General features: G+C 67.2%; 13 protein-coding genes and 2 tRNA genes. 10 read left to right on the forward strand and 5 right to left on the reverse strand.

What is annotated here, in order from left to right:
- The first annotated feature begins 300 nt into the window (after positions 1 to 300).
- The 6 genes from QSJ59_RS11270 to QSJ59_RS11295 all read left to right on the forward strand — a co-directional run bounded on the left by QSJ59_RS11270 (position 301) and on the right by QSJ59_RS11295 (position 5,372).
- Positions 301 to 1,404, forward strand: coding sequence for a PP2C family protein-serine/threonine phosphatase (locus QSJ59_RS11270; protein ID WP_285759250.1), 1,104 nt, complete (start codon positions 301 to 303; stop codon positions 1,402 to 1,404).
- Between the two features lie 257 nt (positions 1,405 to 1,661).
- Positions 1,662 to 3,002: a magnesium transporter gene (mgtE, locus tag QSJ59_RS11275; protein ID WP_285759252.1), complete on the forward strand. Its 1,341-nt coding sequence runs from the start codon at positions 1,662 to 1,664 to the stop codon at positions 3,000 to 3,002.
- A gap of 93 nt (positions 3,003 to 3,095) precedes the next feature.
- Positions 3,096 to 3,386 carry an antitoxin gene (locus tag QSJ59_RS11280; RefSeq protein ID WP_285759254.1) on the forward strand — a complete coding sequence of 97 codons (291 nt, stop codon included), beginning with the start codon at positions 3,096 to 3,098 and terminating at the stop codon, positions 3,384 to 3,386.
- Between the two features lie 222 nt (positions 3,387 to 3,608).
- Positions 3,609 to 3,809 carry a hypothetical protein gene (locus QSJ59_RS11285; protein ID WP_285759256.1) on the forward strand — a complete coding sequence of 67 codons (201 nt, stop codon included), beginning with the start codon at positions 3,609 to 3,611 and terminating at the stop codon, positions 3,807 to 3,809.
- Between the two features lie 91 nt (positions 3,810 to 3,900).
- Positions 3,901 to 4,788, forward strand: a complete 888-nt coding sequence (locus tag QSJ59_RS11290) for a M23 family metallopeptidase (protein WP_285759258.1) — start codon at positions 3,901 to 3,903, stop codon at positions 4,786 to 4,788.
- A gap of 35 nt (positions 4,789 to 4,823) precedes the next feature.
- Positions 4,824 to 5,372 carry a (2Fe-2S) ferredoxin domain-containing protein gene (locus tag QSJ59_RS11295; RefSeq protein ID WP_285759260.1) on the forward strand — a complete coding sequence of 183 codons (549 nt, stop codon included), beginning with the start codon at positions 4,824 to 4,826 and terminating at the stop codon, positions 5,370 to 5,372.
- Positions 5,373 to 5,749: 377 nt separating this feature from the next.
- Here the strand turns inward: QSJ59_RS11295 and QSJ59_RS11300 are convergent, their stop codons facing one another.
- Positions 5,750 to 6,220, reverse strand: a complete 471-nt coding sequence (locus QSJ59_RS11300; RefSeq protein ID WP_285759261.1) for a septum formation family protein — start codon at positions 6,218 to 6,220, stop codon at positions 5,750 to 5,752.
- Between the two features lie 282 nt (positions 6,221 to 6,502).
- Between QSJ59_RS11300 and QSJ59_RS11305 the strand changes: the two genes are divergently transcribed.
- Positions 6,503 to 7,111 (forward strand): acyl-CoA-like ligand-binding transcription factor, encoded by a 609-nt coding sequence (locus tag QSJ59_RS11305; protein WP_285759262.1) that lies wholly within the window; start codon positions 6,503 to 6,505, stop codon positions 7,109 to 7,111.
- Positions 7,112 to 7,226: 115 nt separating this feature from the next.
- The gene (locus tag QSJ59_RS11310; RefSeq protein WP_285759263.1) at positions 7,227 to 8,843 is read left to right on the forward strand and encodes an MDR family MFS transporter; all 1,617 of its coding nucleotides are present in this window, start codon (positions 7,227 to 7,229) and stop codon (positions 8,841 to 8,843) included.
- Positions 8,844 to 9,093: 250 nt separating this feature from the next.
- Here the strand turns inward: QSJ59_RS11310 and QSJ59_RS11315 are convergent, their stop codons facing one another.
- From QSJ59_RS11315 to QSJ59_RS11325, 3 genes are all read right to left on the reverse strand, one after another.
- Entirely contained in the window at positions 9,094 to 9,753 is a 660-nt protein-coding gene (locus QSJ59_RS11315) for a hypothetical protein (protein ID WP_285759264.1), read from the reverse strand.
- Positions 9,754 to 9,843: 90 nt separating this feature from the next.
- Positions 9,844 to 11,712 (reverse strand): ABC transporter ATP-binding protein, encoded by a 1,869-nt coding sequence (locus QSJ59_RS11320; RefSeq protein ID WP_285759266.1) that lies wholly within the window; start codon positions 11,710 to 11,712, stop codon positions 9,844 to 9,846.
- A gap of 300 nt (positions 11,713 to 12,012) precedes the next feature.
- Entirely contained in the window at positions 12,013 to 12,516 is a 504-nt protein-coding gene (locus QSJ59_RS11325) for an adenylyltransferase/cytidyltransferase family protein (protein ID WP_285759267.1), read from the reverse strand.
- A 154-nt stretch (positions 12,517 to 12,670) separates the two neighbouring features.
- On the opposite strand from QSJ59_RS11325, the gene QSJ59_RS11330 reads away from it, so the two are divergent.
- Complete coding sequence (locus QSJ59_RS11330; protein WP_285759268.1) at positions 12,671 to 12,979, forward strand: hypothetical protein; 309 nt, start codon at positions 12,671 to 12,673, stop codon at positions 12,977 to 12,979.
- Between the two features lie 128 nt (positions 12,980 to 13,107).
- Here QSJ59_RS11330 and QSJ59_RS11335 read toward each other — a convergent pair.
- Positions 13,108 to 13,181: transfer RNA gene (locus QSJ59_RS11335), tRNA-Gly, on the reverse strand.
- A 119-nt stretch (positions 13,182 to 13,300) separates the two neighbouring features.
- Here QSJ59_RS11335 and QSJ59_RS11340 point away from each other — a divergent pair.
- Positions 13,301 to 13,375: transfer RNA gene (locus QSJ59_RS11340), tRNA-Pro, on the forward strand.
- The last annotated feature ends 134 nt before the right edge of the window (positions 13,376 to 13,509 follow it).

Genomic DNA, 13,509 nt, shown 5'->3' on the forward strand with positions numbered 1-13,509 from the left:
ATGCTGTCGTGTCCCGCCCGTGGCGCACGGGGCGACCGTACTCCGATGAGCATCGAGTTCGGTTACATTTCTGGTTCGGGAACGGTCAGGTCCAGTGATCTGTGGCCAAAACACGGGTAGGCACCGTTGCCGGCCTGACGCTGGGGTGATTCTGGGCCCATACTGGACCATGAGTAGTTCTGCGGATTTTTCGGGCTGTCCGCTCGGCAATTATCGGTTGCCCCGTTATTCGGTCGATGAGGAAGTGCATCCGTGGTGCGAGGTGCTCGGCCTGGTTTCGCACGCTACAGTTCGGCAGCGATGAGCACTCCTCCGACTGCCCGACTCCTCCGCCATGCCCGTTCGCTGGCCCAGCGCGTTGTCGCCGTGCTCAGACGCAAAGTGCTGTTTCGTTATCGCCTGGTGCTGATCACGCTCGTGATGCTCGCGGTCGGCGTCGGCGTCGGAGCGGTCTGGGGTCCCACCGGCTGGTTCCCGCCCAGTGCGGTGATCCTCACGGTGCTGGCGGGAGGTTTGCTGCTCAAGCGCAAGAGCCTCGCCTTCCTGCTCGTGGTGGTCGCCGCGGTCCTGCTCTTCACGGCCTTCGCGCTCGACTTCGGCCAGGTCGGCCCCGGTCTGCTGGTCACGATCGGTGTTACCGCGGTACTCGCCTACCTCCTCGCCGGTGTGCGCGAACGCCTGGGCGTGCAGGGGCTCAGCGGGGAGAAGATGCTACTGGAACTGCGCGACCGGCTGGTCGCGCAGGGACGGTTGCCCGCAATGCCCCCGGGCTGGGGGTCAACCGCGATCCTCCAGCAGGCCGGCGGATCCTCCTTCGGGGGCGACTTCGTGGTCTCCATGCGCAAGGGCGACCGCCTCGACGTCGCCGTCGTCGACGTGTCCGGCAAAGGCGTGGACGCGGGAACCCGCGCACTCCTGCTCTCCGGAGCATTCGGCAGTCTCGTCGGCGCGGTTCCTCCAGGACAGTTCCTGTCCCACTGCAACGACTACCTCATGCGTACCGCTATGGGCGAAGGCTTCGTCACCTCGGTGCACGTGTCCATCGACCTCGGCACCGGTGACTATTCCATCGCTTCGGCCGGCCATCCGCCGGCCGCCCAGTTCGACAGTTCCACCGGCGGTTGGACGACCACCGATGCCAAGGGCGTCGTGCTCGGGGTGATCCCCGAGATGAGCTACACACCCGTCCACGGCAGGTTGCGGCCGGGTGACGCCATCATGCTCTACACCGACGGTCTGATCGAGACCCCCGGTGAAGACCTCGACGCCGGGGTCGACCGGCTCCTGGGCGCGGCGCAATCCTTGGTCGCCGACGGCTTCGGCCCGGGGGCCAAGGGCATCGTGGACACTCTGAGCAAGGACAAGAACGACGACTGCGCCCTCGTGGTGATCTGGCGGTCCTGAGCAGCCGGCCCTGCTCCCAGGCTCCGGAAAGCGCCGCGGTCCTGCCGCACCGGTAGGGTCGGGATGTTCTCCGGTCGGGTGGGCCGGGCCTTTCCTGCTGCGGCCGCACGCCACGCCCAACGCCGGCCCGGACCCCTGCCGAAACAACCGCGGGGAGTCTTCCGGCCGCGCCCGCCCCGTACCCACAGAACACCCGAACGGCATCCGCCGGTCCCCCCATGGTCCGGCGGCGCGCGATGACGAGGGGGTGCTCGCCCATGAACGACGACGAGACGGTCGAACTGGCCGACCTGGTCCGGGACAACGACCTGATGGGGATCCGGCTGTGGCTGGCCGAGCATCCGCCCTACGCGATCGCCGACGAGCTGGTCCGTATGGACCACAACCAAGCGATCGTGCCGTTTCGCCTGCTGGACAAGGACCGCGAACTGGAGGTCTTCGAGGAACTGGACCTCCCCCAGCAGCAGGCCATCCTCATGGGACTGCGTGACGGAGCCTTCCGCGAGCTGCTGGAGGAAATGGACCCCGACGACCGTGCCCGGCTGATCGGGGAGGTCCCCGCCAAGATCGCCACGCGCGCACTGGCCGGACTCAGCCCGTCCGAGCGCAGGATGACCGCCGCTCTGCTTGGCTACCCCGAAGGATCCGTCGGGCGTTACATGACCCCCGAGACGGTCCTTCTGCACCGCGACCTCACGGTCGGCCGGGCGCTGGAGGTGGTCCGGGCCAAAGGCGCCGACGCCGAGACCGTCTACACCCTCCCGGTGGTGGACGGTGGCCGGCGGCTCGCCGGTATGGTCCAGCTCAGCGACTTGGTCACCAGTGATCAGGACACACTCCTCAAGGACCTGGTGGACGTCTTCGCCCCCAGAGTCAGGGCGACCGAGCCCGCCGAGGGCGCGGCCCGTCTCATGCAGGAGGCCAACCTGGTCGCGCTGCCCGTAGTTGACTCCGAGGAGCGTTTCGTCGGCCTGCTGACCTTCGACGACGCCCTCGAACTGATCGAGGCTGCCGATTCCGAGGACATCGCGCGCCAGTCCGGTGCCAGTCCGGTCAACACCCATTACGTGGCGGTCGGGGTGCTGCGCCTGGCCCGTGCCCGTTCGGTCTGGCTGTTGCTGCTCATCGTGGCCTCGACCCTGACCGTCAACGTCATGCAGGGGTTCGAGGCGACCCTTGAGCAAGTAACCGCCCTGGCGCTCTTCGTGCCCATGCTCACCGGTACCGGAGGCAACGTCGGCTCGCAGTCGGCCACCGCCATCGTGCGAGCCCTGGCAGTGGGGGAGGTCCGCCTCCGCGACCTCCCCAAGGTCGCCTGGAAGGAATCCAGGGTCGGTTTCCTGCTGGGGCTCATGCTGGCCGCGGTGGCACTGGTCATCGGCTCCTTCCTCGTGGGGCCGGAAATCGCCGTGGCGGTGGCAGCCTCGGTCGTGGTCATCTGCACCTGGGCGGCCGTCATCGGCAGCACCATGCCGCTGCTGGCGCGCCGGGTCGGCGTGGACCCGGCCGTGGTCTCCGCCCCGCTCGTGTCGACCCTGGTGGATGCGACCGGCCTGCTCATCTACTTCACGATCGCCCGAGCGGTCCTGGGGATCTGACCCACACAGGGCAGAGGCGTTAACGGTGCTCAGGCGGGGTATGCCGTGCCAGGACACGGAAATTGTTTCGCGCCAGACACGGGGGTAGTGACGATGGCCGGTTTCGGAGACGCCTTCGACAAGATCAAGAAGGCCGCCAGCGAGCACGGGGACAAGGTGAGCGGCGGTCTCGACAAGGCCGCCGACTTCGCCAAGCAGAAGACCGGCGGCAAGTACGACGACCAGATCACCAAGGCGACGGACAGCGCGACCGATTACCTCAAGAGGCAGAACAAGAACAATGCCGGACGGCCGGACGCCCCTGCCCGCGGTGACGACCCCAGCCGGGAGGACGGCCCGCACCGGGGAGACGGTCCGGCCCGCGGTGACGGACCCGTCCGCTGATTTCACGCCGGTGGCTTCGGCCGGTAGCGGCCGAAGCCACCATCGGCTGACCACAGACGCTTCGGACGACTTCGCAGATCCATGGATATGCGGGAAAAATCCTGCCGCTGATCTGCGGGGTTCTTCTTCGGGCGAGGGCGGTGCATCGGCTCCTCCGCATAGTGGAGGGCCGCACGGGCAGCGAAGAAGGTGACTGCGAACGCCACTGAGGGAGTGACTGCGATGTCTACTGTTGACCGCCTTCTTGCCCGAGCCCGGCGCGCCATCAACGGCTCTGGTCGTACGACCCGACCCGCACGCCCGGGCCCCGCGTCCCGCACCACCCGCGGCCCCCGCCGTACGACCGGCGGCGGTGAACTGGGTCGCCTCACGCGCAAGCTGCGCGGCATGACCCGCTCCAGGAAGGGCGGCCCCCGACTCTAGCCGCTGGTATTCCACCGGCCGGTGTGCCCGGACCCCGTACGGGGTCCGGGCACACCGCGTCTGCGGTGCCGACAAGCGGGATGATGGGGCCATGCCCCGCGATCCTCTTCCCCCGCCCGCACGCCTGCCCGTACTGCTCGCCCGGTTGCGCCTTCCCCTCATGTGGTCGGGGACGCTTCTGCTCGCTTTCGGCGGGTTCGCCGGAGTGTCCTGGTGGGTACGCGGTCCCGTCTTCCTCGTCGGTCTGGCCGTCTACCTGCGGTTGGGGCTTGTACGCGGCACGCCCCGGGTGGTCGAGCCGCCGGTTCGCGGGAGATGGACGGCACTGGCCAGTCCTGCCGACCGGGTCCCCAGCCAGGGAATGCATGCCTACGGGCAGAGCTACGCGCTGGCACTGCTGGCCGATCCTGCCGACAGCACCAGGCCCGACATCGGCTGGCGTCCGCTCAGTCGCGCGCCCGAGGAGTTTCCCGGGTTCGGTGCTCCGGTGTACGCCCCGGTCGAGGGGGTCGTGGTTCGTGCCGTCGACCACATGCGCGACCATCGCAGCCGGACGTCCTGGCCGTGGCTGTTCGCAATGGTCGTGGAGACGGCAGTGCGCGAACTGGGCGGGACGAGCGGGCTCTTGGGCAACCATGTGGTGATCGACCTGGGCGACGGCGCTTTTGCGATGCTCGCCCACCTGCGCCGTGGCTCCCTTCGCGTGCGGGAAGGGGACCGGGTGAGTGTGGGGCAGGAGGTCGCGGCATGTGGGAACTCGGGTAGTTCGCCCGAGCCGCAGGTGCACTTCCAACTGATGGACCACCCGCGCGCCTGGCTGGCAGCCGGGCTGCCGTTTCGCTGGCCTTCGGCCGCAGCGACCCCGCTGAGCGGCGGGGACCTCCCCGAGACCTGGGTGCCCTTCGACGTTGGTGACCCCGAGTCGCGCGGCTACGGTGTGGGGGAGACGGGCAGAGCGAACGCAGCAGGGGGAGGTTGATCGAATTGACTTCGGGGGGACAACCGTGCCGGCTCGTGGTGTGTCGCGGATGCTGCTGCGGTCGGAAGAAGAAGCGTCCCGGTGTCGACCACAAAGGACAGCTGGCCAGGCTCAGTGAACTGCGCGACCATGAGGGGCGCGACGTGCCGGTCCGGGTCAGCAAGTGCCTGGGCATCTGTTTCAAGGCCAACGTGGTGGTCGTGCAACCCTCCTCGACCGGACGTGCTGCGGGCGGGCGGCCGGTCTGGCTCGGCGATTTCACCGAGGAGAAACTGATCGGTGAGCTCGACGATTGGGTGTTCGAGGGAGGGCCGGGCATCGCTCCCTTGCCGGAACTACTCGAACCCCACATCACCAGCAAGGATGCCAAGAAGCCCAAGAAAGCGAAGAAAGAGAAGAAGATCAAGGCCGCGAAGAAGGCCAAACAGGAGAAGGCGGAGCCGGGCGTGGCATCGGGCAAGGACAAGGACGAGAAGCCCAAGAAGGGCAAGGTGGCGGCGAAGGCCGCCAAGAAAGCGGGACAGAAGTCCAAGAAGGCCAAGGCCGCTGCCAAGGCCGCCAAGAAACTGGCGGCCAAGAAGTAGTCGTACGGCGTGAGCGGCTGTTCCTCCGTGATCGGTGTCGAACAGGCGGGACACCAGGCGGGTGGCAACCCCGCGGTAGAGGCCGCCCGGAGCGCCCGGACGAAGAGAACGAGGGGGTTCTCCCGTCGTCGGGCTGCGACGGCACCACCACGGCCGGGGAGCGGAACCGAGCGTTGCGGACGGAAGTCCGCGTGCTGCGGTCGCGCTTCCCCCGGACGCCGAAAGACGCCCGGCCGGGACCTTTGAGCCGAGCGTCCTTTCTAGTCCTTCTCGTCACCACATGTCGATGACCGTATGCCGCGACAGCCCCCTGGGTTCGCCGGCGGCCGGTGCGGGGCCTTGCCGGCCCTGGACAACATGCGGGGCAGACAACCTCGCTAGCGGTTCGAGCCCTTGAGGGTGCCGGTGGTGTCACCGGCGGGGTCGACGACGAAGCACAGGATCTCGCGGTCGTCCAACTGGTCCCAGGACTGCTCGACCGGGTACAGGTAGGTCAGGTCGAGCTCGGACTCGTCGTAGTTCGTCCCCACGAAGGTCTCGAACTCCTCGCGGCAGTCGGTGTCGGCCTGCTCAAGGATGGCGTCCTCGCCGGGGTAGTCACCGTCGGGAACCATGAAGCTGGCGTACACCTCGGAACTGTGCGGCTCGGAGCACTCCACGGTCTCCACGCTGGAGACCTCGCCCTCACCGGTCTCCTCGGGGATGCAGTCGCCCACCGAGAGCTCGAAGACGTCGCCGCCGATGAGCCCGTTCAACACGCCGCAACCCGACAGCGCCAGGGCGCCCGCGGCCAGTGCGGCGGTCCCCGTGATGCGGCGCACGCGAGTCCGGAATGTTCCGTTAGTCATTAAATCTCCATTTTTCGGGGGAATGCGAAGCTTAAAGATAGCGGCAGCCGGGGACAGTGGCACGCTCATTTCGGCGAAGCTCCCGTTGTGGCCGCCTCGGCGTTCCTCCAGTTCGGGGGCCAGTTGCCGTTTTTCTATGAGTCTGGCCGGATCTATGAAGTTCCCAACTTCCGATCTCTTTTCGGTAACGAAGCGAGTTTTTTGCCCAAAGGTACAGTGATTGCCGCCTGCGCTAAATCTTTGCATCTTGCGCAAGTTTGCATCGTATGTAATGATCGGCCGGTGGCTGATTCGACCCAAATGGGGTTGCGCGAGCGTAAGAAGCGCCAGACGCGCAGGGAACTTCAGCGCCAGGCCCTGCGGCTCGTCGTCGAACAGGGGATCGAGCGCGTCACCGTTGAAGAGATCGCTGCGGCGGCCAACGTGTCGCCGCGGACATTCTTCAACTACTTCCCCTCCAAGGAGGAAGCGGTCCTCGGGGAAGGGCCGCCCATTCCCGAGGGGGAGACCCGAGCCGTCTTCGTGTCCGGCGGCCCAACCGGTGAACTGTTCGAAGACCTCAAGATCTGCCTGGTGACACCGCTCGACGAGTACTCGCCCTCCCTGGAGGAGGTCCACCTGCGCAAGCAGCTGCTGAGCGGCGAGCCTCAGTTGCTCCCCAAGTTCATGGCCGGCTTCGCGGCAATGGAGCGGGCGCTCGCGGAGGCCATAGCCGAACGAATCGGCGACGATCCCGTCAACCTCCGGCCACAACTACTGGCCGCCATCGGCGCCGCGGCGATGCGTTTCTCGATGCGTCGTTGGGTATCAGGCGAGCACGAGCGCTCTGACCTGCAGACAGTTCTCGCCGAAACCTTCAGTGAACTGAAGAAGGAGTTCACCGGGACCTGAGGATCCCCGTGTCTGCCGCCGAGCCGGTCCCGCGTTCAACGCGGACGGTTCCACCACCGTTTTGCGACCGTGCCCAGAGGCAGGCCGCCCGATCCGAAGCAGGAGCATCTGCGCCATGGCACTACGTCCGGACGGCGAAGCAGCCGCCGACCCCGAACCCAGATCGGCCCAGGACGCTCCTGTCCTCAGCAAGCGCCAGGTCGGATGGGTCTTCGTCGGCCTCATGCTGACGATGCTCCTGGCCGCGTTGGACCAGACCATCGTGGGCACCGCACTACCGACCATCGTGGGCGAGTTGAACGGGCTGGAGCACCTGTCCTGGGTGATCACCGCCTATATTCTCGCCACCACGATCGGGATGCCGATCTACGGCAAGGCAGGTGACCTCTTCGGCCGCAAGAGCGTTTTCATCTTCGCGATCGTCGTATTCCTGATCGGCTCGATCCTCTCGGGCATCGCCCAGAACATGACCCAGCTCATCGGGTTCCGCGCACTCCAGGGAATCGGCGGCGGCGGTCTCATGATCGGCGCCCAGGCCATCATCGCCGACATCGTTTCCCCCCGTGAACGCGGAAAGTACATGGGACTCATCGGCGGTGTCTTCGGCCTCGCCTCGGTCGCAGGCCCACTGCTCGGCGGTTTCTTCACCGATAACCTGAGCTGGCGCTGGATCTTCTACATCAACATCCCGCTCGGCCTGCTGGCGCTGGGCGTCACCATCGCCGTACTCAAACTTCCCAAGCCCCGGTCCGCCGAAAAGCCGAGTCTGGACTACCTGGGCACCGCCCTGCTCGCCATCGCCAGTACCGCGCTGGTCCTCCTGACCAGTTGGGGCGGCGGCACCTACGCCTGGAGCAGTCCCGTCATTCTCGGGCTGATCGCGCTAACCGTCGTCGCCGCCGTGCTCTTCGTCGTCGCCGAGAAGTACGCGGTCGAGCCCATCATCCCGCTGGAGCTGTTCAAGGACCGCAACTTCTCCCTCGCGGCCGTGATCGGAATGACCGTGGGCGTCGCCATGTTCTCCACCGTCTCCTACCTGCCGACCTTCCTGCAGATGGTGAACGGGGCCACCGCCACCGAATCGGGACTCATGATGATCCCCATGGTGGTGGGAATGCTCACCGCCACCATCAGCACCGGCCGTCTCGTCTCGGCAACCGGCCGGTACAAGATCTATCCGATCGCCGGTTCCCTGATCCTGGCCGTGGGCCTGTTCCTGCTGTCGCGGATCTCGGTGGACAGTTCCTACCTGTTCACCGCCACCGGCATGTTCGTGCTGGGCCTCGGGGTGGGGTCCTACATGCAGAACCTCGTGCTGATCGTGCAGAACAGCGTGCCCAGGCGTCATCTGGGCGCAGCGACCTCCGCGCACAGCTATTTCCGCCAGATCGGTGCGTCCTTCGGTATCGCGGTGTTCGGCACCATCTTCGTCAACCGGCTCACCGAGCAGGTCGCCCAGGCGCCGCCGCAGGTCGCCGCGAAGATGGGGCAGATCGGTGGGGGAGAAGGCGGCATCGGCTCGCTCACTCCGGACATCCTGCGCTCGTTGCCGGCCCCGGTCAGGGAGACGGTCGCCAACGCCTTCGCCCACGCCCTACCGCCGATCTTCCTCTACGCGGTCCCCATCGTCCTCCTCGGCTTCGTGCTCGCCTTCTTCATCAAGGAGGCGCCTCTGGCGTTGACCCCAGGGGGCGGAGCAGCCGACAAGGAGCCGGTCGAGGCACAGCCCTGATCCAGGACGCGCGTCTCGTCGGGGAGCGGAGCGCGCCGGTCCCGGAAACGGATTCCTTGAAGCAACGGACGATCGACGATCTGATCGCCTGGTGCCGGTGAGGTGCCCCTGCCGCAGCCGCGGCAGGGGCAGGGACACTCTGTTGTCGGAAACGATCCGGTGCTGTCGGGAGCAGGAGGCAGTCCGCGCCGCGAGACCGCCCGACAGGCCCTGCCCATCGACCCTGTAGGAGTTTCGCGGTGCGTCCCGGCTAGAGGTCGGTGTCGGCCGCGCCATACCAGCGCCAGGCGGTGCGGCGCGGGAGACCGGGCAGTGCGATTCGCCCTGTCGCCCACAACAGGGTTGGCCAGGGGGCCGCATCCTTCGTCGGGACGTCCGGAAAGAGCCGCGCGAGTACCCGCGAGCACAGCTCGGCGGGAGGGTCCCACGCCAGGTCGAGCCCTTCGGCCAGGTCATGAGTGTGCACCAGGGTTTCCACGATCCCCATCGCGGCAAAGCCCTCGGGGTCGGAGACGCCGTGGCTGTGGTAGGCGCGAACCCGCGACGGCGTGGTGCGCACCATGGCGACCAGAAGCGCTCCGCTGGCCTCCAGCACCTGGAGGAGCCCCGAGGGTCCCGCAGTGCGGTCGGCGTGCACGGAATTCGCCGGGCCACCAGGCCGACGACTCTCACACGTGAACGGAACGCTGCCGGTCAGAGGCGGTGTCCGGGGGCCCAGTTGCACGGCATAGGCGAAGAGATCGTCACTGAGGTGTTCGACGGTCTCCCAGCAGTCCCAGTCCAACGCCCCGGCCCTGGCGTCCCAGGACCCCGCGGGCGCCTCCCGAAGAGCGGCGACAGCGAGGTTTACAGCATGGTCGAGGTCGTCCGCGGTGACAGGCGACCGGGGGGTTTCGGCTGATGGGCGCATGACAGGAACCGTAGCGCGGTCGGTGGCAGCGTCCCCTTCTGGGAGGCCGCGCCGTGCCTCCCAGGAGGGGATCGGAGAGGAAGAGCCCCTCTAGTGCCTGGCCTGCGGGGCGAACTGCGTCCGGTACAACGCGGTGTAGAGGCCACCCTGCTCCAAGAGGTCCTCGTGGGTGCCGCGCTCCAGGATGCGGCCGTCCTCCAGCACCAGGATCAGGTCGGCTTCGCGGACAGTGGCCAACCGGTGGGCGATGACCAGAGACGTGCGTCCGGCCAACGCGGTCGCCAGCGCCTCCTGGACCGCGGCCTCGGATTCGGAGTCCAGATGCGCGGTCGCCTCGTCCAGCACCACGACGGACGGCGCCTTGAGCAGTAGCCGCGCGATCGCCAGACGCTGCTTCTCGCCCCCGGAGAGGCGGTAGCCGCGATCGCCCACCATCGTGTTCATACCGTCGGGAAGCAGGTCCAAAAGCGTGCCCAACTGGGCGGACCGCATCGCCTCGGCCAAGTCCTCATCGGATGCCTCGGGCCGGGCGTAGCGCAAGTTGGCGCCGATGGTGTCGTGGAAGAGCTGGGTGTCCTGGGTGACCACGCCCACCCCCTCGCGAAGTGAGTCCATGCTGGCTTCGCGCAGGTCGACCCCACCGATTCGCACCGTGCCCTCGGTGGGGTCGTAGAGGCGGGTCACCAGGTGGGTCAGGGTCGTCTTTCCGGCTCCGGAGGGGCCCACCAGCGCGACCAGCGAGCCCGCGGGGGCGGTGAAGGTCACCCCGCTCAGCACTTGGGCGTCATCGGTGTTCTCGGGCTGCGGAAGCAGTTCGAGCGACTGCAACGAGGATTCCTCGGACCCCGGGTAGCGGAAGGAGACCTGGTCGAACTCCACCGACCGCGGGCCCTCAGGCAACCGCATCGCGGCCGGGTGTTCGTCGATCATCGGCTTCAGGTCCAGGATCTCGAAGACCCGGTCGAAGCTCACCAGTGCGGTCATCACGTCCACCTGCACGTTGGACAGAGAGGTGAGCGGCCCGTAGAGCCTGGTCAGCAGAGTGGCGAGTGCCACCAGGGTGCCCAGGTCGAAGGCATTCGAGACCACCAGGTTGCCGCCGATGCCGTAGACCATCGCGGTGGCCAGCGCCGTGATCAGGCCGATCATCGAGAACAGCAGGCCGCCGTAGACCGCCTGGGTCACTCCCACCTCGCGGACCCTGCCCGCCTGATGCGCGAAGGACGCGCTTTCCTCTTCGGGACGTCCGTACAGTTTGACCAGCATCGCGCCACCGACGTTGAACCGCTCGGTCATCAGCGAGCTCATCTCGGCGTTGAGGTTCATGCCCTCGCGCGACACCGTCGCCAGCTTGCGTCCGATCCACCGGGCAGGCAGGACGAACAGCGGAACGGCGACCAGTGCGGCCAGGGTGATCTGCCACGAGAGCACCAGCATGGTGCTCAGTACCGCCAGGGCGCTGATCACGTTGGACAGCACCGACTGCAGTACCGACGTGATGGCTTTCTGCGCCCCCACTACGTCGGTGTTGAGCCTGCTGATCAGGGAACCGGTCTGGGTCCGGGTGAAGAACGCCAGCGGCATCCGCTGCACCTGGGTGAACACCTGGGTACGCAGCAGGTAGATGACGCCTTCGCCGATCCGCGCGGACAGCCATCGTCCGACCAGCCCCAGTGCCGTCTCCAGCAAGGCGAGGGCCGCTACGGCCAGTGCCAACCAGGTCACCAGGGTGGGGTCGTCGTTGCCGATCCCACGGTCGATGATCGCTTTGAGGAGCAGCGGATTGGCCACGATGATGCTGGAACTCACCGACGCCACCAGCAGGTACAGCAGAATCCGTTTCCAGTGCGGACGCGCGTAGGCGACGATGCGCCGCGCAGTCCCGGGACGCACCGACGCGCTTTTGGCGGTCCCGTCGTTGACCAACCCCCTAACCGAGGTCGGGCCACCACCCATCATGCTCGCCACCTGGCCCTTCGCCCAAAAGAATAGAGACGCGGCTCCGCTCGGGCAGGGAACGGCCGTACAAAAGGCAGCCGAGAACGGGAGCCGGATGCGGGTCCGGCCCCAGAGCGGTGCTCCGCGTCGAAACAGTTCAACACGCGACCAGGCCGGCCTCTTCCCGGGACCGACCCGCGCCCGAGCAGGACACGCGAGGTGAAGGGTGCTATGCCCGGACGGTTCGGTTCCGGACCGCGCAACCTGCGCCGTCGCGCGCGGCCCGCATCGTGGCGGGGGAGAGCGAGTTGTCGACCGGTGTCACAGCGAGCGCGCCAACTGGCCCAGGGTCGCGCTGGTGGAGCGCCCGAGGGTCAGGGGCAGTTCCCAGGCGGCGGCGTTCAGGGCGTGCGCGCCACGCCGTTTCGCCTCGGAGTAGGGATCTCCCTCGGTGAAGGCGAGCGCGGCGGGATGCAGGGGGCCCAGCAGGTTCGCGTAGTGTTCCCAGCTAGTCGCGGAGGGAGGGCCGGAGACGACGAACACTCCGTCCACGCACGTCAGGGCCGCGAGCATCTCGGCTCGCTCCTCGGCCGGATTCAGCGGCCGGGTCGGCCCCTTCCACGCGCGTACCCGCTCGTCGGATTCCACGCCCACCAACAGCGGTGCACCGCGTTCGCGCACGCTCCTGAGGTAGCGCACGTGCCCCACGTGCAGGATGTCGAAGGCGCCGGTCACGATCGCCGGCGGTTCGACCGGTGTGGGGCGTGCGAACCAGTCCAGCGCCAGCGAGTGCGCGGTCCCCTGCTCCGGCTCGGTTCCCGTCATTTCCCACCTATCGCAAGTATCGGCTCGTTGTCGAAGATACCTTCAGGCGGAAGCGCAGGGGGGACGCGCCGCCACTGTTCCCGCCGGTGTCACCGCGTACTCCTACCGTTGTCCGGACACCGACGCACGGGTCGGGCGGCGGAAGGGACAACCGGTGGGTAGGAAGACGGCGTTCGCGGTGCGTACTCCGGCAGCCGAACGAGAAATGTTCACCGCCGGACTACGAGCCGGGCCGGAAACCGCGCGTGCCGTCGCGGAAGAGGTGTTCGGTGCCAGCGCCGTCGGTGCGGTGCGCGGCGAGCACACGTTCGATGAACCGGATGGGCCACTCCAGCACGCGCGCGATGACCGGGCCCGTGCACTGGCCGACAAACTGAGGGAGCGGGCCGCACGCGAACTCGACCGTGCGCGTGCCGACCGGATCGGAGACGACGAGGACGGCCAGGAGCCGCCTCCGGCCTGAACACGTCGCTGAAAAACTCGAAATCACGACCTCTGTGGCACGTATGTGGCACACGTCGGGACATGGGTGGTGAATGAGAGAAGGACCAGGGCGGGGGAGCGTATCCCCTGGCCTGGCCCTTCTACGCGTGGAGCGGGTGACGGGAATCGAACCCGCACGACCAGCTTGGAAGGCTGGAGTTCTACCATTGAACTACACCCGCGTGTCATCAGGCCCTTCGAGTTTCCTCTAGACTCGTGGAGCCGACGGAGAACACATTACCGTCTCTTCGGTGTGAGTGACGCATTGACGCTCGGTCAGTGCTGTCACCGCGAAAGTTTGCGGGGAGTAGCGCAGCTTGGTTAGCGCGCATGCTTTGGGAGCATGAGGCCGCGGGTTCGAATCCCGCCTCCCCGACGAGATGGTTCGACGGTGCCGTCTGGGCGCGTACGCGCCCAGGCCCGGTGCTGCCGTCAACCCCTTCGTACCTGCCCTAGACTGAGCGTGATCAGTAAGAGAATCACGCAGGAGACTCTAGACAGTCCCCAAGT

Source organism: Nocardiopsis ansamitocini (genome assembly GCF_030268225.1).
Classification (GTDB): Bacteria; Actinomycetota; Actinomycetes; order Streptosporangiales; family Streptosporangiaceae; genus Nocardiopsis_D; species Nocardiopsis_D ansamitocini.